General features: G+C 70.7%; 18 protein-coding genes. 9 read left to right on the top strand and 9 right to left on the bottom strand.

From position 1 onward, the window contains the following. Positions 1-24 precede the first annotated feature (24 nt). The 3 genes from AOZ53_RS28820 to AOZ53_RS28810 all read left to right on the top strand — a co-directional run bounded on the left by AOZ53_RS28820 (position 25) and on the right by AOZ53_RS28810 (position 1,925). A complete protein-coding gene (locus AOZ53_RS28820) occupies positions 25-1,011 on the top strand; it encodes a formylglycine-generating enzyme family protein (protein WP_082380590.1) in 987 nt (328 codons plus the stop codon). Between the two features lie 50 nt (positions 1,012-1,061). Next, positions 1,062-1,448, top strand: a complete 387-nt coding sequence (locus tag AOZ53_RS28815; protein ID WP_054428671.1) for a VOC family protein — start codon at positions 1,062-1,064, stop codon at positions 1,446-1,448. A gap of 111 nt (positions 1,449-1,559) precedes the next feature. After that, positions 1,560-1,925 (top strand): cupin domain-containing protein, encoded by a 366-nt coding sequence (locus AOZ53_RS28810; protein WP_054428672.1) that lies wholly within the window; start codon positions 1,560-1,562, stop codon positions 1,923-1,925. A 7-nt stretch (positions 1,926-1,932) separates the two neighbouring features. Here the strand turns inward: AOZ53_RS28810 and AOZ53_RS28805 are convergent, their stop codons facing one another. After that, on the bottom strand, positions 1,933-2,451 hold the full coding sequence (locus AOZ53_RS28805) for an MgtC/SapB family protein (RefSeq protein WP_054490370.1): 519 nt from the start codon (positions 2,449-2,451) through the stop codon (positions 1,933-1,935). 127 nt (positions 2,452-2,578) lie between these two features. Between AOZ53_RS28805 and AOZ53_RS28800 the strand changes: the two genes are divergently transcribed. After that, complete coding sequence (locus tag AOZ53_RS28800; RefSeq protein WP_054428674.1) at positions 2,579-3,355, top strand: short-chain dehydrogenase/reductase; 777 nt, start codon at positions 2,579-2,581, stop codon at positions 3,353-3,355. 10 nt (positions 3,356-3,365) lie between these two features. Here AOZ53_RS28800 and AOZ53_RS28795 read toward each other — a convergent pair whose 3' ends face one another. After that, entirely contained in the window at positions 3,366-4,055 is a 690-nt protein-coding gene (locus AOZ53_RS28795; RefSeq protein ID WP_054428675.1) for an HAD family hydrolase, read from the bottom strand. Positions 4,056-4,226: 171 nt separating this feature from the next. Between AOZ53_RS28795 and AOZ53_RS28790 the strand changes: the two genes are divergently transcribed. The 4 genes from AOZ53_RS28790 to AOZ53_RS28775 all read left to right on the top strand — a co-directional run bounded on the left by AOZ53_RS28790 (position 4,227) and on the right by AOZ53_RS28775 (position 9,241). Then, entirely contained in the window at positions 4,227-4,934 is a 708-nt protein-coding gene (locus AOZ53_RS28790) for a DNA-3-methyladenine glycosylase family protein (RefSeq protein ID WP_231689735.1), read from the top strand. After that, the gene (locus AOZ53_RS28785; protein ID WP_231690704.1) at positions 4,898-5,614 is read left to right on the top strand and encodes a 2OG-Fe(II) oxygenase; all 717 of its coding nucleotides are present in this window, start codon (positions 4,898-4,900) and stop codon (positions 5,612-5,614) included. Before AOZ53_RS28790 ends, AOZ53_RS28785 begins: the two co-directional genes overlap by 37 nt. A 71-nt stretch (positions 5,615-5,685) precedes the next feature. Beyond that, the gene (gene acnA, locus AOZ53_RS28780; protein ID WP_054490365.1) at positions 5,686-8,325 is read left to right on the top strand and encodes an aconitate hydratase AcnA; all 2,640 of its coding nucleotides are present in this window, start codon (positions 5,686-5,688) and stop codon (positions 8,323-8,325) included. 19 nt (positions 8,326-8,344) lie between these two features. Continuing rightward, entirely contained in the window at positions 8,345-9,241 is an 897-nt protein-coding gene (locus AOZ53_RS28775) for a GntR family transcriptional regulator (RefSeq protein ID WP_054478657.1), read from the top strand. 57 nt (positions 9,242-9,298) lie between these two features. Here AOZ53_RS28775 and AOZ53_RS28770 read toward each other — a convergent pair whose 3' ends face one another. From AOZ53_RS28770 to AOZ53_RS28740, 7 genes are all read right to left on the bottom strand, one after another. Further along, the gene (locus AOZ53_RS28770; RefSeq protein WP_054490363.1) at positions 9,299-11,758 is read right to left on the bottom strand and encodes a TonB-dependent receptor; all 2,460 of its coding nucleotides are present in this window, start codon (positions 11,756-11,758) and stop codon (positions 9,299-9,301) included. Between the two features lie 116 nt (positions 11,759-11,874). Beyond that, positions 11,875-12,828, bottom strand: coding sequence for a FecR domain-containing protein (locus tag AOZ53_RS28765; RefSeq protein ID WP_054490361.1), 954 nt, complete (start codon positions 12,826-12,828; stop codon positions 11,875-11,877). Continuing rightward, positions 12,825-13,346 carry a sigma-70 family RNA polymerase sigma factor gene (locus AOZ53_RS28760; protein WP_054490359.1) on the bottom strand — a complete coding sequence of 174 codons (522 nt, stop codon included), beginning with the start codon at positions 13,344-13,346 and terminating at the stop codon, positions 12,825-12,827. Before AOZ53_RS28760 ends, AOZ53_RS28765 begins: the two co-directional genes overlap by 4 nt. A gap of 79 nt (positions 13,347-13,425) precedes the next feature. Then, on the bottom strand, positions 13,426-15,888 hold the full coding sequence (locus AOZ53_RS28755) for a TonB-dependent siderophore receptor (RefSeq protein WP_082385806.1): 2,463 nt from the start codon (positions 15,886-15,888) through the stop codon (positions 13,426-13,428). Between the two features lie 111 nt (positions 15,889-15,999). Continuing rightward, the gene (locus tag AOZ53_RS28750; RefSeq protein ID WP_054479008.1) at positions 16,000-17,013 is read right to left on the bottom strand and encodes a FecR domain-containing protein; all 1,014 of its coding nucleotides are present in this window, start codon (positions 17,011-17,013) and stop codon (positions 16,000-16,002) included. Beyond that, on the bottom strand, positions 17,010-17,519 hold the full coding sequence (locus AOZ53_RS28745; RefSeq protein WP_054479012.1) for a sigma-70 family RNA polymerase sigma factor: 510 nt from the start codon (positions 17,517-17,519) through the stop codon (positions 17,010-17,012). Before AOZ53_RS28745 ends, AOZ53_RS28750 begins: the two co-directional genes overlap by 4 nt. 105 nt (positions 17,520-17,624) lie before the next feature. Then, the gene (locus tag AOZ53_RS28740; RefSeq protein WP_054479014.1) at positions 17,625-18,413 is read right to left on the bottom strand and encodes a LysR family transcriptional regulator; all 789 of its coding nucleotides are present in this window, start codon (positions 18,411-18,413) and stop codon (positions 17,625-17,627) included. 114 nt (positions 18,414-18,527) lie between these two features. Between AOZ53_RS28740 and AOZ53_RS28735 the strand changes: the two genes are divergently transcribed. Beyond that, a complete protein-coding gene (locus AOZ53_RS28735) occupies positions 18,528-19,262 on the top strand; it encodes an SDR family oxidoreductase (RefSeq protein WP_054428684.1) in 735 nt (244 codons plus the stop codon). Positions 19,263-19,300: the final 38 nt, after the last annotated feature.

Genomic DNA, 19,300 nt, shown 5'->3' with positions numbered 1-19,300 from the left:
CCTCGCGCCCTTCCCAGGAATTCCATGCGCCTTGCCTTCGCCCTGCTGTCTACGCTGGCCAGCCTGTCCGTCGCGGCCGCCGAACCGCCGACACCGATCGAGAATTCGCTTGGCATGGTGTTGGTGCCGTTGCCGGCGGGCGCCTTCCAGATGGGCAGCGACGAGACGCCCGAAGCGCTGGCGCGCGACTATCCGCAATACCCGAAGGAACGCTTTGCGCAGCTGTTCGACGAAGCGCCGGTGCACACGGTGCGCATCACCCGCCCCTTTCTGATGGCGCGCACGGAAGTCACCGTGGGCCAGTTCCGGCGCTTCATCGAGGCCTCGGGCTACGTGCCGGAATCGGAAGCCGACGGCACCGGCGGCTACGGTTACAACGCCGCCTACGACCCCGAGGCCAGCGAGCGCGGCGACGCCTTCGAGGGGCGTGACCGCCGCTATTCGTGGCGCAACCCCGGCTTCGCCCAGACCGACGCGCATCCGGTGGTCAACGTCAGCTGGAACGACGCCACCGCGATGGCGCGCTGGCTCAGCCGCGAGGAGGGCCGCGTCTACCGCCTGCCCACCGAGGCCGAATGGGAATACGCGGCCCGCGCCGGCGGCCGCGGCCGTTACCAGAACGGCGACGATCCGGCCGCGTTGCCGGACGTGGCCAACACGTTCGACGCCGACGCCGCGCCCCTGTGGCCAAAGTGGCAGGCGTTCGCCGCCGCGCGCCGCGACGGCCATGCCTTCACCGCGCCGGTGGCCAGCTACGCGCCGAACGCGTTCGGGCTGTACGACATGCACGGCAACGCCTGGGAATGGGTGTCCGACTGGTATGGCGAGGATTACTACGCGCATTCGCCCCAGGATGACCCGCAAGGCCCCGCCAGCGGCAACGTCAAAGTGCGGCGCGGCGGCTCCTGGCACACCTGGGCGCTGTACGTGCGCTCGGCCTACCGCAACTGGAATACGGTGGAAACGCGCTATCCGCTGGTCGGATTCCGGCTGCTGCGCGAAGTGGATTAACGTAGACCGGTTAGCATAGCCGCAAGCAAAACTTTCAAAAGAGTCTCGACATGCATTCGCTGGGCCGCCTCGTCCTGCTCGTCAACGATTACGACACCGCCATCGCCTTCTACCAGGACAAGCTGGGCATGGAGGTGTTCGTCGACATGGCCGTGGGGCAGCAACGCTATGTGCACCTGCGCCTGCACGAGCAGCCTTCGGTGGGCGTCTGGCTGCTGCAGGCCCAGACCCAGGCCCAGCGCGACCGCGTCGGCGACCAGACCGGCGGCCAGCCGGTGGGCGTGTTCTACACCGACGACGTCGCCCGCGACCATGCCCGTTTCGCCGGGCGCGGCGTGCGCTTCACCAAGGAACCGGTGGACGACGGCAACGCCGTGTACGCGCACTTCATCGACCTGTACGGCAACGAGTTCGTGCTGGTGCAGAGCAAGCCGTAGTCCGCCCGCCCCGTGGCCCGCGACGCAACCGCGCGCCGCACAAACGTACAAGACGGCCGGCGGGCGCGCGCCTAAGCTGGGGGTTTCCCATCGCCCCCCAAAGGAGCCCCCATGTCCGCCACCGCCATCAACCTGGCCCGCAAGCTCTCGCTGATCCAGGAGCCCTGGCAGCCCAAGGTCATCGCCGAGATGAACGACTACCAGTTCAAGCTGGTCAAGCTGCACGGCGAATTCGTCTGGCACGCCCATGCCGACACCGATGAGACCTTCATCGTGCTGGAAGGCCGGCTGCGCATCGAGCTGCGCGACGGCCACATCGACCTGGGCCCCGGCGAGATGGCCGTGATTCCCAAGGGCGTCGAGCACAAGCCCTGTGCCGAACACGAGGTGCACGCCATGCTGATCGAGCCGCGCGGCGTGCGCAATACCGGCGACCAGGGCGGCGAGCGCAGCGCGCCCAACGACGTCTGGATCTGAAGCCGGTTCAGGAACGGTCGGGCCCGATCAGCCGCTTCTCGCTCCTGGCGGCGATGCGCGCCTCGACCCGCCGCAGCACCGCCAGCACGAACAACGCCATCGCCGTGCTGGCGACGGCGGTGGCCTCGCGGCCCATGCCGGCGGCCACGCCGATGGCGGCGGTCATCCAGATGCTGGCGGAGGTCGTCAGGCCGCGGATCTCGCGTTCGTCGCTGAGCTTGATGATGGCGCCGGCGCCGAGAAAGCCGATGCCAGCGATGACGCCCTGCAGCACCCGGCTGAGGTCGCCGACCTCCATGCCGTTCTGCAGCGGCACCAGCACGAAGATGGCCGCGCCCAGCGCCACCAGCATGTGGGTGCGCAGCCCGGCGGCCTTGCCCATGCGTTCGCGCTCGTAGCCGAGCAGGCCGCCCAGGACCACCGCCATGCCCAGCCGCAGCACGATGCGGGTGGCCTCGCCGACATCGGGGATGTCGGCGAATTCGCTGCGCAAGGTGCTCCAGACTTCCAGCCAGATTTCCGCCATCGCCGTCTCCCGCGTGCAGGGTGTGCGCGTCCAGCATAGCAGGCCGGCGCTGGCGCGGCGCCGGCCATCTGGTTTACAACGTCATCCTGGTCCGCGCTACGACGGACGCGATCGCGAGGAGCTTGGGATGGATCTGCAGCTGGAGGGCAAACGCGTACTGATCACGGGCGCGTCCAAGGGAATCGGCCTGGCCTGTGCCATGGCGTTCGCGCGGGAAGGCGCCGAGCCGATCCTGGCGGCGCGCGACGACGCGGCGCTGCAGGCCGCCGCCGCCGCGATCGCCGCGCAGACCGGCCGGCAGGCCCGCACGCTGGCGGTCGACCTGGCGCAGCCGGGCGCGGCGGCGCGCGTGGTCGAACACACCGGCGCCATCGACATCCTCGTCAACAACGCCGGCGCGGTGCCGGGCGGCGCGCTGGACCAGGTGCAGGACGAACGCTGGCGCGCCGGCTGGGACCTGAAGGTGCATGGCTACATCGACCTGGCGCGCCACTATTACCCGTTGATGCGGACCGCCGGCAACGGCGTCATCGCCAACATCATCGGCATGGCCGGCGCGGCGCCGCGCGCCGACTACATCTGCGGCGCGGCCGCCAACGCCTCCCTGATCGCGTTCACGCGCGCCCTGGGCGGCGACGGGCCGCGCCATGGCGTGCGCGTGTTCGGCGTGAATCCGTCGCGCACCCGCACCGACCGCGTGCTGACATTGGCCAAACAGCGCGCGCAGGCCCGCTGGGGCGATGAGTCGCGCTGGCAGGAAACCCTGCACGACCTGCCCTTCGGCCGCCTGATGGAAGCCGGCGAGGTGGCCGACATGGTGGTGTTCGGCGCCTCGCCGCGCGCCGGCTACCTGAGCGGCACGGTGATCGACCTGGACGGCGGCGAGCAGTACGCCGGCCGCTGACCCGTCGGCGTCAGCGCGCCGCGGCCCAACCGGCCAGCAGCGCCGGCAGCTGCGCCATGTCGGTGAAGACATGGGCCACGCCGACGTCGCGCAGCGCCTCGGGACCGCTGTGGCCGTTGTCGCTGGGGCTGTAGCCGAACACCGTGGCGCCCGCCGCCACGCCGGCGGTGGCGCCGGTGACGGTGTCCTCGACCACGGCGCAGCGGCGCGGGTCCACGCCCAGCGCGCTGGCGGCGGCCAGGTAGACATCGGGATAGGGCTTGCTGCGCGGCATTTCGTGGCCGCTGAAGACGCGTTCGCTGAAGCAGTCGGCGATGCCGACCTTGGCCAGCTGCAGCTCGACCTTGCGGCGGTCGGCGCCCGAAGCCACCGCGATGCGGCCGTCCAGCGTCCGGTGCAGGGCGCGCACCGCGTCGGGCGCGCCGGGGATTTCCAGCAGTTCCAGGTCGAGCGCGGCATTGCGGCGCTCGCGGAATTGCGCGAACCAGTCGGGCGACAGCGCCACGCCGGTGCGCGCCTGGATCAGCGGCAGTTCGTCGCGCACCGCCTTGCCGGTGAAGATGCGGGTGGCTTCTTCGAAGGTGATCGCCCAGCCCAGTTCGTTGAGCATCTCGGTCAGGACGCGGGCGGTGATCGGCTCGGAATCGACCAGGACGCCGTCACAGTCGAACAGCACGGCGTCAAAGGGAAAATCAGTCATTGCAGGCAGCGGGAAAGGGGTCCATGAAGCCCACAAGCATACTGCACGGCCCATCCCCGCCCCGGTCACGGGCGCGCGCCGCGGCCGCAAGCAACGGAGTGCCCGCGGCCGCGCGAGCCGTTATGCTGTCCTTCGCCGGCGCCCCGCCCTGTCCACCGCTTCCCGCCCTCCATGACGCCACCCGATACCGCCCCGACCGCCGCCCGGCGCCGGCCCCGCAAGGCCGCCGCGCCGGCAACCCCGCCGACGCCGGCCCTGTTCGAGCGCGCCGCCCGCCACCTGGCCGCGCTGGACGCCGACTGGGCCCGCCACGTCCAGGCCATCGGCCCCTGCCTGCACGCCTCGCGCCCGGCGCGCGAGCCCTACGAAGCGCTGGTGCGCGCCATCGCCTACCAGCAGCTGCATGCGCGCGCCGGCGACGCCATCCTCGGCCGCCTGCTGGCGCTGTATCCCGGCCAGTCCTTTCCGCGGCCGCGCACGCTGCTGGATACCGATCCCGAGCTCCAGCGCGCCTGCGGCTTTTCGGCGTCCAAGCTGGCCACCATCCGCGGCATCGCGCAGGCGGCGCTGGACGGCGTGATCCCCGAACGCGAGGAAGCGCTGGCGATGAGCGACGAGGCCCTGATCGAACGCCTGGTGGCGCTGCGCGGCGTGGGCCGCTGGACCGTGGAGATGCTGCTGATCTACACGCTCGAACGCATGGACATCCTGCCGGTGGACGACTATGGCGTGCGCGAGGGCTACCGCCGCCTGAAGCGCCTGGACAAGGCGCCGTCGCCGGCCCAGATGCGGGCCATCGGCGCAGCCTTCAGCCCGTACCGCACGATCGCGGCGTGGTACCTGTGGCGCCTGCCCGCCGCGCCGGCGACAACGCCATGAACGCCGCCGGCCATCCGCTGGACCGCTACGACTGGACCCGGATCCTGGGCCAGCTGGACGCCGAAGGCTGGGCGCCGCTGCCCGCGCTGTTCGACCCGCCGCAGGCGCGCGCGCTGGCGCAGGCTTTCGACGACCCGGCCGCCGTGCGCATCGGCGGCGAACGCGACGAACGCCGCGCGCTGCGCCTGCCCGCGCCACCGCTGCTGCGCGACCTGCCGCGCGCCCTGTATGCGCGGCTGGCGCCGCTGGCGCAGTCCTGGGCGCAGCGGCTGGGCCGCGACATCCGCTATCCGCCGGACCCGGATGCCGGGCGGGCCGCGCCGTACGCCGAGCCGGCCGCCCTCACCCGCCTGCGCCAGGACGGCTTTGAAGCGCTGCGGCACGCGCACGACGACACGGCGTTTCCCATCCTGCTGGTGGCGCTGCTGTCCGATCCCGCCCACGACTTCAGCGGCGGCGAGTTCGTCATGACCGAGCAACGCCCGCGCCAGCAGTCCCGCCCCCTGGTGCTGCCGCTGGGCCTGGGCGACGCCGCCCTGATCGCCTGCGCCCACCGCCCCATCCGGGGCGCGCGCGATGACTACCGCGCCACCCTGCGCCACGCCGTCAGCCGGGTGCGCGACGGCGAACGCCGTGGCCTGGAACTGCCCCTGGACGCCCCCCGGTCCGTCCCCGGATAACGCATCGCCTGGCGGATCGACCCGTTTTTCCAGATTGCATTTTGCATATTCAATATGCAAAACTAGCAGCCATGGAAAAACCTGCCCCCGCCCTGCGCCACGCCAGCTTCACGCTCGACGGCGCCGCCTACACCCACATCGACATGGCCGGCATGTACGGCCCCGACTACCACCGCCTGCCGGTGGTGCTGCGGCTGCTGCTCGAAAACGCGCTGCGCAACATGCGCGGCGCCGAGCGCGACGCCGCCGTGGCCGCGCTGTTCGCCTGGCTGGCCGACGGCACCAGCGAAGCCGAGATCGCCTTCCAGCCCGGCCGGGTACTGATGCACGACACCACCAGCACCCCGGCGCTGGTCGACATCGCCGCCATGCGCGACGCGCTGGACGAGGCCGGGGTGGATCCGCGCGCGCTCAATCCGGTGCTGCCGGTGGACGTCTCGGTGGATCACTCGCTGGCGGTGCAGGCCTATGCGCAGCCCGACGCGGCGGCGCGCAACCTGGCCCTGGAGCTGCGCCGCAACGCCGAGCGCTACCGCTTCCTGCGCTGGGCCTCCAAGGCGCTGTCGAACGTGCGCATCCATCCGCCCGGCACCGGCATCATGCACACCATCAACCTGGAGCAGCTGGCCACGGTGGTGTGCGATGACCACGGCGCGCTGCATCCGGACATGATGATCGGCACCGACAGCCACACCCCGATGATCAACGGCATCGGCGTGCTCGGCTGGGGCGTGGGCGGCCTGGAAGCGCAGACGGTGATGTTCGGCATGCCGACCATGCTGCGCATTCCGGACGTGATCGGCGTGCGCCTGAGCGGCGCGCTCTCGACCGGCGTCACCGCCACCGACCTGGCGCTGACCGTCACCCAGCGGCTGCGCGCGATCCAGGTGTCGGGCGAGTTCGTGGAGTTCTTCGGCCCCGGCGTCGCCACGCTGTCGGCCGGCAGCCGCTGCGTGGTCGCCAACATGGCGCCCGAATACGGCGCCACCACCGGCTATTTCCCGATCGACGAGGCCACCCTCGACTACCTGCGCCAGACCGGCCGCGACCCGGCCCACGTCGCGCGGGTCGGCGCCTATGCCGCCAGCGCCGGCCTGGCGCTGGATCCGGCGGCCACGCCGCGCTACACCCGGGTCATCGAGATCGCGCTGGACCAGGTGCACATGCACGTGGCCGGCCCGACGCGGCCGCAGGACCTGCGCCCCTATGGCCAGACCCGCGAGCTCCTCGCCAGCCTGGCGTTCACGCCCAAGGCCGACTCGCCCCTGCCGCGCCATGCCATCGCCATCGCCGCCATCACCAGCTGCACCAACACCTCGGATCCGCGCCTGCTGGTCGCGGCCGGGCTGCTGGCGCGCAAGGCGCGCCAGGCCGGGTTGACCGTGCCAGCCTGGGTCAAGACCTCGCTCGGCCCCGGCTCGCCCGCCGCCGCCGACTATCTGCAACGCGCCGGCCTGCTAGACGACCTGCAGGCGGTCGGGTTCGGCATCGTCGGCTACGGCTGCACCACCTGTATCGGCAATTCCGGGCCGCTGCCGGACGCGGTGCGCGCGGCCATGGCCGCCGGCGCCATCCACCCGGTGGCGGTGCTGTCGGGCAACCGCAATTTCACCGGCCGCATCCACCCCGATCTGGACCTGGGCTTCCTGATGTCGCCGCCGCTGGTCATCGCCTTCGCGCTGGCCGGCGACGCCGAGCGCGACTTCAGCCGCGAGCCCGTGCAGATCGCGCCGGACGGCCGCGCGGTGCATCTGCATGAGCTGTGGCCGCGCGCGGACGAGATCGACGCGGCCCTGGCACAGGGCCTGCGCGCCGACGATTTCCAGCGCGCCTTCCGCATCGCCGCCGCCAACCCCGAGTGGCAGGCGCTGGCGTCGCCGGACACGCCGCGCTTTCCCTGGAACCCGGCCTCGACGGCGTTGCGGCGGCCGCCGTTCGCCAGCGCCGGCCCCGCCAGCCAGCTGGGCCGCTACGCCGCCTATCCGCTGCTGGTGCTGGGCGACGACGTCACCACCGATCATCTGTCGCCGGCCAGCGCCATACCGCCCGATAGCCTGATCGCCGATTTCCTGGTGGCGCAGGGCGACGACCGCGACGACCTGAACGTGTTCGCCTCGCGCCGCGGCAACTGGCAGGTGATGATGCGCGCCGCCTTCTACAGCAAGAGCCTGGCCAACCTGCTGTGCCCGGACGCCCCGGTCGGCCATACGCTGCACGCGCCCAGCGGCGCCATCGAGCCGATCTGGGAAGCGGCGGAACACTATCGCCGCGACGGCGACGCGGTGGTGCTGCTGGCGGGCGAGCGCTTCGGCACCGGCTCGTCGCGCGACTGGGCCGCCAAGGGCCAGCGCCTGCTGGGCATCCGCGCGGTGCTGGCGGTCAGCTTCGAGCGCATCCACCGCTCGAACCTGATCGGCATGGGCATCCTGCCGCTGCGCCTGCCGGCGGGCGTCACGCCACACAGCCTGGCGATCCAGCCGGGCGACCGCTTCGAGATCGATTGTCCGCCGCAGCGCCTGGCGCCACGCCAGCCGGTCGCGGTGCGGCTGCTGCGCGCCGACGGCCGCGAGCAGGCCCTGCAGGCCACGGCCGCCGTGGAAACGCAACTGGAACTGCATCTGCTGCGGATGGGCGGCGTGATTCCGGCTATCCTCGCGGATACGCTTGGCGCCGCGACCTCGGCGCCGTCCGAGACGGCCCCGCCGGGCTGAGTCCCACTTTGCATCCCCCATGAGCGCGCAGACCCATACCGCCAGCAAGATCCTGGAGCTGATCCGGCAAGACCGCCTGACCGGCGGCGCGCACCTGAGCGCGCAGAAACTGGCCGACCGCCTGCGCCTGTCGCGCTCGCCGGTCAACGACGCGCTCGGCCTGCTGGAAGCGCACGGCATCGTCGCGCGCAAGCCCAACCGCGGCTACTTCCTGCAGCTGGACCACGACGCGCTGGCGCGCACGTCCGCCGAGCTGGCGCCGCCCGCCGCCGAGGACATCGTCACGCAAAGCTATTTCCGGCTGGCCGACGAACTGCTGCGCGGCGCGCTGCCGATGCAGTGCAGCGAAGCGCTGCTGCGCGCCCGCTACGGCCTGACGCAGGCGCAGACCCAGGCGCTGCTGGCGCGCGTGGCGCAGGAAGGCTGGGCCCAGCGGCGCCCCGGCTACGGCTGGGAATTCTCGTCGATGATGACCACGCCCGACAGCCTGCTGCAGTCGTATCGCCTGCGCCTGGCGCTGGAACCGGCCGCGCTGCTCGAGCCCACCTACCGCATCGACAAGGCCGTGCTGGCGCGCTGCCGCGCCGCCGAGCGGCACCTGCTCGACGGCGGCATCGACAGCGACAGCGCCGACCAGTTGCACGAACGCGGCGTGCGCTTCCACGAGTCGCTGGTGGAGGCCTCGGGCAACCCGTTCTTCATCGACACCATCAAGCGCGTCAACCGCGTGCGGCGGCTGCTGTCGTACCGCTCGATGCAGGACCGCAGCCGCTATCGCCAGCATTGCGAGCAGCACCTGGAAATCCTCGACCTGCTGGAGCGCGAACGCAACGAAGCGGCCGCCGAGGCGCTGGCCCGCCACCTGCGCAGCACGCTCGACAACCTGGCGCGCATCCGCGGCATCCTGACAACCTAGGCCGCCGGCGGATCAAGCCACTACGCACGGGCCGCCTGGCGGCCCGCCGCCGGCCCCTCAGAAGTCCATCGACGCCGACAGCATCAGCGTGCGCGGCACGCCTTGCGAGATGGTGCCGTAGGACGCCACGCCCGACCAATACGCGCGGTTGAACACGTTGACGACATTGGCGCGCAGGGTCACTTCCTTGCCGTCGATGCGCGTGACGTAGCGCGCGCCCAGGTCGAACGTGGTCCACGAGGGCACCGACTGCGTGTTGGCCTGATTGACGTATTCCTTGCCGGTGTGGATCACGCCGCCGGTCAGGGTCAGCCCGGCGACCCAGGGCGTATCCCATTCCGCGCCCAGGTTGGCGGTGAAGCGCGGCACGCCCACGGGCTGGTTGCCGCGCGTGGCGGGGTTGCTGGTGCGCGTCAGCTCGGCGTCCAGGAAGGTCACGCCGCCCAGCAGGCGCAGGCCGCGCAGCGGCTCGCCCGACAGGTTCAGTTCCAGGCCGCGGTTGCGTTGCTCGCTGTCCGCCGCATACACGCCCCCCGTCAGCTGGCCGCTGGGCTTGGTGATCTCGAAGGCGCTCAGGGTCAGCATGGCGCTGTCGAAATCGACCTTGACGCCGACTTCCTTCTGCTTGGACTTGTACGGCTTGAACACCTGGCCGGCGTTGGTGGCGGTGGCCGGCGCCACGTCGCCCTTGCTCAGGCCCTCGATGTAGTTGCCATAGAACGAGACGTTCCGCCACGGCTTGAGCACCAGGCCGGCCAGCGGCGTAATCGCGCTTTCGTCGTAGCTGAGGGTGCGCGCGCCCGTGACGCCATTGAAGTTGCGCGACTCGACCCGCTGCTGGCGCGCGCCCAGCGTCAACTGGACCCGCTCGTCCAGCACGCTCAGCGTGTCGGCCAGCGCGAAGCCGCTCAGGTCCGAGGACGACACCTTGGGCACGCTGGCGGGCGCCGCGATGTCCTGCCGGGGCCGCGTCACCGGGTGATAGATGTTGGACGACAGCGGCGTGCCGTTCACGCTGGCCTGGGCATTGCGGTCGCTGTACAGCGTGCCCATGAAGGTGATGGCATGGCGCACCGGACCGGTGTCCAGCTTGGCGCGCAGGCCGGCGTTGTAGGTGCTGCGATCGACCTGGAACTTGAAATGGTTGGGGGTCACCAGCGTATCGCCGGCGGCGTTGACGATAGTCGGCGTCTGGTCGGACAGGCGGTTGATGGTGGTGGTCGAGCCGCCCGCGTCGGCGAACACCGTCAGGCGGTCGCTGATGTCGTACTCGACGCGCAGCAGCGCGGATTCGCCTTCGGACTTCCACCAGCCCCACGGCTGCGTCGCGTTGCGGCGGCCGTCCGGCGCGTCGGGCACGCGCAGGCCCGTGGCCACCAGGAACGGACGCGTGGGCGCGTCGACCTTCTCGTTCTGGATCAGCAGGTCCAGCGAGGCGCGCAGCTTCTCGCCCTGGTAGTCCAGCGACAGCGCGCCCAGATCGGTGCGCGAATGCAGGTTGTCCAGCGGCGTGTCGCCCTGGCGGTGCAGGCCGTTGACCCGCACGCCCCAGGCGCCATCGTCACCGAAGCGCCGGCTCAGGTCGACGCGGCCGCCGAACTGCGACGCCCCCGCGTAATCGGCCGACACCCGCGTCAGGTCCTGCGGCAGCGAGCGCTTGGGCACCATGTTGATGACGCCGCCCACCCCGCTGTTGGGCGACATGCCGTACAGCAGCGCGGCCGGCCCCTTCAGCACCTCGACCCGCTCGATGTAGTCGGTGAACACGTGGTAATTCGGCGCCACGCCATAGACGCCGTCGAAGGCGATCTCGCCCAGGTTGCCTTCGCCTATCGGAAAGCCGCGGATGTAGAACGAGTCCGTCACGCCGCCGATCTGGCCGGTGAAGCGCACCGAGGAATCGACGTTCAGCGCGTCGGCCAGCGTCACCGCCTGGCGGTTGGCCAGCAGGTCCGAGGTGTAGTTGGCGACGCTGAACGGCGTATCCATCACATCGCGGTTGCCCAGCAGGCCCAGGCGGCCGCCACGCGCCACCTGGCCGCCCGTGTAGCTGGCCGGCAACGCCGAGGGATGCGCGTCCGCGCCCGTCACCACGACGTTCGGCAGCAGCGTGGTCTCGCCCTGCGGCGGCAGCTTGCGCAGCGAATAGGCGCCGCCGCCCTGCTCCGCCAGCGCGTAGCCGGAGCCCGACAGCAGCCGCGCGAAGCCCTCGCGCACCGTGTAGACGCCGTTCAGGCCGTCACTATGCTGACCCGCCAGCAGGGCCGGATCGAAGGACAGCGGCACGCCGGCGGCGGCGGCGAAGCGGGCCAGCGTGTCGCCCAGCGGGCCGGCGGGAATCGCATAGGGCTTGCCGCTCGCCGCGCTGACGGCATCGGCGGCGCGCGCCGGCTGCGCGGCCGCCGACGCCAGCGCCAGCGCCACGCCCAGGCCAAGGGCGCGCACCGCGGCCCGCGTGGACGACGATGAGGTCCGCGCGCGGCGGACAGACAGGGAACGGGAGTAACGGCTTGCCATGAGGGATCCTTCGTGGGCGGGGCATCGCGGTCGCGCCGCGACGATTCACCCGGTACACCGAACGAAGGCCGAAAAAGTGTCAGGGACTCGGCGATTAATTTGTAACGGCCGCGCCCTCAGCGCGCCGCGACGGTGACCCAGTACGGCGTCATGCGCTGGATCCGCACCGGCAGCGTCTTCTCCAGCAGGCGCAGGCCGGCGTCGATGTCGTTCAAGGGAAAGGCGCCCGACACGCGCAGCTCGGCCACCGCCGGATCGCAACGCAGGAAACCGCGGCGGTAGCGCGCCAGTTCCGCCACCAGGTCGGCCAGGCGCCAGTTGCGCGCGGCCAGCATGCCGTCCTCCCAGGACACCAGGGCGGTATCGACGGCCGACTCGGGCTCGATCCGCTGCGCGTCGAACACGGTCTGCTGCCCCGCCCGCAACACGCGCTGCGCGTCGCTGGCGGCCGGCCGGATCGCCACCGCGCCCTCGAACACCGCGACGCGGATGCCGTCGCGCTCGTCCCGCACCATGAAGCGCGTGCCCAGCGCCTGCACCGAGCCCTGCGCGGTGCGCACGATGAACGGCCGATGGACCGGCGCCGGGTCCTTGCCGGTGGTCAGCAGGATCTCGCCCGCGCGCAGCCAGATCACGCGCTGCTCGGCGGTGTACTGGATGTCGACGGCGGTGGCGGTGTTCAGCAGCAGGCGGGTGCCGTCCGCCAGTTGCATGCGGCGCTGCTCGCCGGTGGCGGTGCGCGCGTCGGCGCTCCATTCGTGCCACGGCAATTCGCGCCAGGCCAGCCAGGCCGCCGGCCCCAGCAGCAGCAGGCCCGCCCCGCTGCGCAGCGCCTGGCGCCGGCCGGGCCGCTCCAGCTGCCGCAGCGTGCGCGCGCCCAGATCGGGCGGCACCTGTCCAAAGCTGCGCAGCATGTCTTCCACCCGGGCCCAGGCGGCGGCATGCGCCGCGCTGCGGCCGCGCCAGCGCTCGAAGGCGGCACGGTCCGCGGCCGACAGGGTCTCCGACTGGAAGCGCACCAGCCAGCCGGCGGCCTCTTCCAGGACCGCCGTATCCGGGGTGGCGCTCACGCGGCGCCCCCCTGGTAGGCGATGAGGCAGGCCGTCAGCGCTTTTTGCATGTGGCGCTTGACCGTGGCCAGCGACACGCGCTGCGCGCGGGCGATATCGGCATACGCCATGCCGTCGAATTGCGAGGCCAGGAAGATGGCGCGGGTCTTGGCGGGCAGCGTGCGCAAGGTGGCGTCGATGGCGTACAGCGTTTCCAGGATCAGCGCCCGCACTTCCGGCGACGGCACCTCGCGCGGCGGCAACTGCGCGGCCGCGCATTGGTAGGCGTCTTCCAGCGCGCGGCGGCGCCAGTGGTCCACCACCAGGCCCTTGGCGATATGGGTGAGCAGCGCGCGCGGCTCGTCGCCGCCGCCGGCGCGCACCCGCGCCGCCATCAGGCGCACGAAGGTGTCGTGGGCCAGGTCGGCGGCATCGAACGAGTTGCCGAGCTTCTTGCGCAGCCAGACGGACAGCCAGCCGTGATGCTCGCGATAGATCCGCGTAACGGTGTCGGTGGGCAGGGAATCGGTCGAGGACACGGCGCGTCTCGCGGTGGAATCTAAATGGGAATTGTTACTATTTTATCCCATTCCGGATTCCCGATTCCCGCCGCCCTCCCTACAGCTTGGGGGTGTAACGCACGGTCAGCATGACATTGCGCGGCTCGCCGTAGTAGTTGTTGCTGCTGAGCGTGTTGTAGGACGGCACATAGTATTTCTTGTCGAAGACATTGTTCAGGTTCAACCCGACGCTCACTTCCGGCGTGGCCTGGTAGCCCAGGCGCGCGTTCCAGACGGTGAAGCCGGCCAGCGCGAACTTGCGATCGGAGCTCAGCGTATGGGTCTGCGTGTTGACGCCCGCGCCCACGCTCAGGCGGTTCCATGCGCCCGGCAGCTTGTAGTTGGCCCACAGGCGCAGCATGTGCTTGGGGGTCCAGGTGTTGAAGATCTTGCCCTCGTTGTCGGGATCGGCCAGGTACTTGGTGGTGTTGTAGGTGTAGCCGGCGAACAATTGCAGGCCCTGGATCACCTCGCCCGACACTTCCGCCTCGAAGCCCTGGCTGCGCACTTCGCCGGCCGCGCGCGAGCAATACCAGCCATCGCACGCGAAGCCGCTTTCGTAGTCGGTCACCGCGCGGTTCTTGTGGTCGTAGCGGAACACGGCCAGCGCCACGTTGACGCGGCCGTCAGCCAGCTCGCCCTTCACACCGGCTTCGTAATTGGCGCCTTCCACCGGCTTGAGCAGCCCGCCCGAGACAGTGCGCTCGGTTTGCGGCTCGAACACCGACGAATAGCTGGTGTAGACCGACCAGTTGCTGTTCAACGCGTAGACGATGCCCGCATAGGGAATCATGCGACCGGACTCCCTCGTGGCCGAGGTTTCGCCGGCGGAGCGGTAGGCAAAGTCGTACCAGCCGACGCGGCCGCCGCCGATCAGCGCCAGCGACTCGGTGGGCTTGACGCGCCACGTGCCGTAGATGCCCTTCTGGCGGATGTCGTAGCTGCTGCGGCTGTCATAGCCGCTTGCCGCGGCGATGGAGTCGATGTCCTGCCAGGGCCGGTTGTGGTCGATATCGAAGATGTTGCCGTCGCTATTGCTCCATGCCCGCGTGAAGCGGTCTTGGGTGGTGAGCTTGGAATAGTTGGCGCCCAGCACCACTTCCTGCTTCATCCCCAACGCAGTGAAATCGCCGCTGACCGACATGTCCAGGCCGCGCTGCCGGCTGCTGAAATCCACGCCGAAATTGCCGTAGGACAAGCCGCTACCATCACGCTGCACCGAATCGGCCACGCGTTGATGCACGCTGGTGTTCTTCTCGTTCATGGCGACGCCGCCCAGCTTGAAACGCCAGGCCTCGTTGAAGCGGTGCTCCAGGTCCGCGTAGAACACGGTCTGGTCGTTCTTGGCGCGGTTCCAGGTCGAGCCGGTGAAGGTCGAGCGCGGCAGGTCGATATCGCCACCGTCGGCGAAGCGCGGATAACCCACCAGCATCGGGCGCGAGCGGCTGAATCGGTTGCTGACCGCGATACCCGCCGTGGTATCCGGGCTGATGTCGTAGTCCAGCGCGGCATACACATTGCGCGTTTTGTCCCACACGTAGTCCGTGTAGGAATGGCTGCGCTCGTCGTCCAGCACCACGCGGCCGCGCAGCGAACCCGAGGCATTCAAGGGACTGCCGGCATCCAGCTGCAGGCCATAGCGGTCCCAGGAACCGACCTTGCCCGTCACCACCACGGACGGCTCCGCGCCGGCGCGCTTGCGCACCAGGTTGACGGCGCCGCCGGGGCTGCCGGCGCCTTGCAGCAGCCCGGCCGCGCCTCGCAGGATTTCGACGCGGTCATAGAACACCAGCGAATCCTGCTCCCAGTTGCCCAGGCTGTAGTTGTTGCGCAGCAGGGGCACGCCGTCGTACTGCAGCATGTCCACCGGGAAGCCGCGCGCGTTGATCGCAATGCCCGGACCCACGCCCTGCACGCCCACCATGCCGGTGGTGTTGTTGATCGCGTCCGGCAGGCTGGTCATGTCCTGGTCGTCCATCCGCTGGCGCGTCAGGATGGTGACGGATTGGGGAATGTCCTTGAGCGCCTGGGTGGTCTTGCCGATGGTGGCCGCGGACGAGGTGTAGGAACCGGTGCCGTCGGTGGTGGCCTGATAGCTGCCGGTGACCGTCACGGGCGCCAGCAGCGCCGCCTGCGGATCGACCGCGCGGCGCAGGCGATAGCCGCCTTCGGCGCGCGCCACGGCCTGCAGACCAGTGCCCGCCAGCAGCCGTTCGAGCGCGGCGTCGACCGGATAGGCCCCCGTCACGCCCTCGGTGCGCACATCGCGGGTGAGCGCCGGATCGGACGCCACCATCACGCCCGCCTGCATGCCGAATGTGCCCAATGCCCCGCCCAGCGCGCCGGCCGGCACCGAGAAGGAGACGGTGCGCGGCGCGGCCTGCGCATGGACCTCGGCGACGGACCCGCTGGCGGCCGCCAGCGGCAATGCCAGGGACAAGGCGGCGCGTAGCCGCGCAGTCGCCGGAACGCGGCGGGAGGCTTTCACGGCGGGGGCCGCGAGCGGAAGGTGGCGAGGCATGGAGAGAAGTCCTGTGTCATGAGGGATCGGCGCCGCCCGTCGTCGGGGCTGCTTTCCCTACATGAAGCGCGAGATCCGCCATTCCGCCGTTTCAGTTACACATTGGCCGCGTCAGGCCAGCCCGACGTTGACCCAGTAGCGCGTGTAGCGCCGCACCCGCACCGGCAGTACCTCTTGCAGCATCGCCAGGACCTGGTCGGTATCCGCCACGGGAAACGCCCCCACCACGCGCAACGACGCCGCATCCGGGGAGCAGCGCAACACGCCGGGGCGATAGCGTCCCAGTTCGGCCAGGAAATCGGCCAGCGGCATGGCGTCGGCCAGCAACATGCCATCGAGCCAGGCCGCCACCTCGGGGCGCAGCGCGACCGCGTCGAAGGCGCCGGCGCGCGAGAATTCGGCCTGGCTGCCGGCCATCACCCGGCGCGGCGCGCCGCCCGCCGGCCCACAGTCCACGTCCACCGCCCCTTCCAGTACCGCCACGCGCGCGCGGCCATGGCCCAGGTCGCGCACCAGGAAGCGCGTGCCCACCGGCGTCAGCACGCCGGCGCCGGTGCGCAGCGAGAACGGCCGGCCCAGGGGATCGCTGGCGGTGGTCACCAGGATCTCGCCTTCCAGCAGTACCAGTTCGCGCCGGGTATCGGTATAGCGCAGGTCGAGCGCGCTGCCGGCATTGAGTTCGACGCGAGTGCCGTCCGCCAGCGTGACGCTGCGGCGTTCGCCGGTGCCGGTGCGCAGGTCGGCCACCAGGCCGCGCAGGACCTCGCGATCGCTCGCCCCCCAGGCGCCCAGCCCGACGCCGGCCGCCGCCACCATCCAGCGGATCGCGTTGCGCCGCGAACGAATCAACGGCGCCTGCTGCAGCGCGCGCGAGGCCACGCCCGCCCCCGCCTGCTGCACGCCCTGCGATACCCCTTGCGTGAGCGCGACCAGGCGTTGCCAGGCCAGGTCATGGGCGGGCAGCGCCTGGCGCCAGCGCTCGAAGTGGTCGCGGTCCGCCGGCGTCCCGCCGTCACGCAAGCGCGCCCACCAGTCGGCCGCCTGGCGGATCACCTTGGGATCGATCTTGCCGGCCTCCGGCGCGTGCGGCCTCAGCAGGCGGGCCCCCTCGGCGCGGCCGCTCAACCGTACACCGCCGTGTAGCAGCGCACCAGGGCGCGGGCCAGCGATTTCTGCACGGCGTTGGGCGTCAGGCCCAGGCGCTCGGCGATCTCGCCGTTGGACATGCCGTCGAGCTGCGCCATCAGGAAGATGCGGCGGCTGGTCATCGGCAAGGTGTCGAGCAACTCGCAGACCTGTTCGAGCGCCTCCAGGATCAAGGCGCGGGCCTCGACCGAAGGTTCCACCGGCACCGGCTGCAGGGCCAGCGATTCGGCATAGGCGGTCTCGAGCGCGGCGCGGCGCGCGCGGCCGATCAGCAGGCGGTTGGCGATGGTGCGCAAATAGGCGCGCGGTTCGCTCAGGGGTTCGGCGGGATGGGCACGAATCAGCCGTTCGAAGGTGTCGTGCGCCACGTCGGCGGCGTCCGACGCGTTGCCCAGCTTGCGCTGCAGCACGGCGCGCAGCCAATGGTGGTGGGCCAGGTAAACGGACTGCGCCTCGGCATGGGGCGCGCAGGAAGAGGGAGGCATCGCGATCCGGCCTCGGCCGGTCCACCGGGGTAGTTGAGATAATGGAAATTATTCTCAATTATAAATGGACCGGCCTTTTCCGCCAGGTCACCCCCGCCCCTGCGGTCACTGGCGCAACTGTTCCGCCAGCAAGGCCAGCGCCGGCTTATCCAGCGCCTGCGCCGCATAGCACAGGCCGACGCGGCGCGACAGCGCCAGGCCATCGAGGTCCTGGGCCGCGACGCCCGGCTGCTGCGCGATCAGCGAGCGCGGGGCGATGCAGGCGCCGACGCCGGCCGCCGCCAGCTCCAGCGCCAGGCGCAACGAACCGGCCTGGGCGGCGGGCGCGCCGGCGGCCGCGCCGTAGTACGGCAGCAGGCGTTGATGGCTCGGATGATCGGGACAGACGATCCAGTGCGGCGCGGCGGTCTCGGCGGCTTCGACCGGCAGCGCGATGGCATAGGGGTCGTCCCACAGCGGCACGAACAGTTCGTCCTCGCAGCGCTCGTCCTCGGTCGCCAGGCGGGCGTCGCCGACGCAGCCTTCCAGCAAATGCAGCAACAGATTGGGCACCGCCTGCCGCGCCCGCGCCACGAACGCGCGCATGTGCGCACCCGCGATCTCGCCCTCGACGCCGATGCGCAGCTCGGCCAGGCGGGCATCCTGGCGGAACTGGCGCGCCATCGACTCGGTCTGCGCCACCAGGCGGCGCGCCTGCGGATACAGGATACGGGCCTCGTCCGTGACCGACACGCCGCGCGCCTGGCGCTCGAACAGCTGCGCGCCCAGCAGGCTCTCCAGGCTCTTGATGGTGCCCGACAGGGCCGGCTGGCTCAGGTGCAGCCGCTGCGCGGCGGCGGTGATGTTGCGTTCCTCGAAGACCGCGATGAAGGCGTTGAGCTGGCGGCTATCCATAAGTTTTCCCGATTGATGCGAGAAGAATAAACCATTTTTCAAGCGTGAAAGCCGGGCCTAGAATCGTTTTCAGCCCCTCCGGCATATGAATAACCGATACCTGGAGTCTTCACCATGACTACCCCCCAACGCCCCCTCGTCGTCGTCACCGGCGCCAGTTCCGGCATCGGCCTGGCCACCGCCCGCCTGTTCTCGTCGCACGGCCATCCGCTGCTGCTGCTGGCGCGCCGCCTGGCGCCGATGCAGGCCCTGAACCTGCCCAATGCGCTGGCCCGCCAGGTCGACGTGACCGACCGCGCCGCGTTGGCCGCCGCCCTGCGCGAGGCCGAGGCCCAGTACGGCCCCGCCGACGCCATCGTCAACAACGCCGGCGTCATGCTGCTGGGCGATATCACGCGCCAGGATCCGGCGCAGTGGGACCGCATGCTGGACGTGAACGTCAAGGGCCTGCTCAACGGCGTGCACGCCGTCGCCGCCGGCATGGTCGAGCGCGGCCACGGCACCATCATCAACATCAGCTCGGTGGCGGGCCGCAAGACCTTCCCCAACCACGTCGCCTACGTCGGCACTAAGTTCGCCGTGCATGGCCTGTCGGAAAACCTGCGCGAGGAACTGTCGCCACACAATGTGCGCGTGGTCACCATCGCCCCCGGCGCGGTCGAGACCGAGCTGCTCAGCCACACCACCGACGAAGGCATCAAGAGCGGCTACCAGGACTGGAAGGCCGACATGGGCGGCAAGGTGCTGGCCGCCGAGGACGTGGCCAACGCGGTGTACTACGCCTACTCGCAACCGCCTGGCGTGTGCATCCGCGAGATCGTGCTGGCGGCGACCCGCCAGCAGGCCTGAGGCCGGCGGACGCGCCGCGTCCGGCGTGGGCCGCGCGC

The organism is Achromobacter sp. 2789STDY5608621, assembly GCF_001299375.1.
GTDB classification, from domain to species: domain Bacteria; phylum Pseudomonadota; class Gammaproteobacteria; order Burkholderiales; family Burkholderiaceae_B; genus Achromobacter; species Achromobacter insuavis.
The sequence above is the reverse complement of the archived record's forward strand: the minus strand, read 5'-3'. Positions and strand labels throughout refer to the sequence as shown.

What these genes read in the sequence shown, in the direction of transcription:
- AOZ53_RS28740 (WP_054479014.1), bottom strand. Translation starts at nt 18,413, where the DNA reads ATGGATAGCCGCCAGCTCAACGCCTTCATCGCGGTCTTCGAGGAACGC.
- AOZ53_RS28755 (WP_082385806.1), bottom strand. Translation starts at nt 15,888, where the DNA reads ATGCCTCGCCACCTTCCGCTCGCGGCCCCCGCCGTGAAAGCCTCCCGC.
- AOZ53_RS28810 (WP_054428672.1), top strand. Translation starts at nt 1,560, where the DNA reads ATGTCCGCCACCGCCATCAACCTGGCCCGCAAGCTCTCGCTGATCCAG.
- AOZ53_RS28800 (WP_054428674.1), top strand. Translation starts at nt 2,579, where the DNA reads ATGGATCTGCAGCTGGAGGGCAAACGCGTACTGATCACGGGCGCGTCC.
- AOZ53_RS28795 (WP_054428675.1), bottom strand. Translation starts at nt 4,055, where the DNA reads ATGACTGATTTTCCCTTTGACGCCGTGCTGTTCGACTGTGACGGCGTC.
- AOZ53_RS28815 (WP_054428671.1), top strand. Translation starts at nt 1,062, where the DNA reads ATGCATTCGCTGGGCCGCCTCGTCCTGCTCGTCAACGATTACGACACC.
- AOZ53_RS28745 (WP_054479012.1), bottom strand. Translation starts at nt 17,519, where the DNA reads ATGCCTCCCTCTTCCTGCGCGCCCCATGCCGAGGCGCAGTCCGTTTAC.
- AOZ53_RS28775 (WP_054478657.1), top strand. Translation starts at nt 8,345, where the DNA reads ATGAGCGCGCAGACCCATACCGCCAGCAAGATCCTGGAGCTGATCCGG.
- AOZ53_RS28790 (WP_231689735.1), top strand. Translation starts at nt 4,227, where the DNA reads ATGACGCCACCCGATACCGCCCCGACCGCCGCCCGGCGCCGGCCCCGC.
- AOZ53_RS28820 (WP_082380590.1), top strand. Translation starts at nt 25, where the DNA reads ATGCGCCTTGCCTTCGCCCTGCTGTCTACGCTGGCCAGCCTGTCCGTC.
- AOZ53_RS28735 (WP_054428684.1), top strand. Translation starts at nt 18,528, where the DNA reads ATGACTACCCCCCAACGCCCCCTCGTCGTCGTCACCGGCGCCAGTTCC.
- AOZ53_RS28770 (WP_054490363.1), bottom strand. Translation starts at nt 11,758, where the DNA reads ATGGCAAGCCGTTACTCCCGTTCCCTGTCTGTCCGCCGCGCGCGGACC.
- acnA (WP_054490365.1), top strand. Translation starts at nt 5,686, where the DNA reads ATGGAAAAACCTGCCCCCGCCCTGCGCCACGCCAGCTTCACGCTCGAC.
- AOZ53_RS28805 (WP_054490370.1), bottom strand. Translation starts at nt 2,451, where the DNA reads ATGGCGGAAATCTGGCTGGAAGTCTGGAGCACCTTGCGCAGCGAATTC.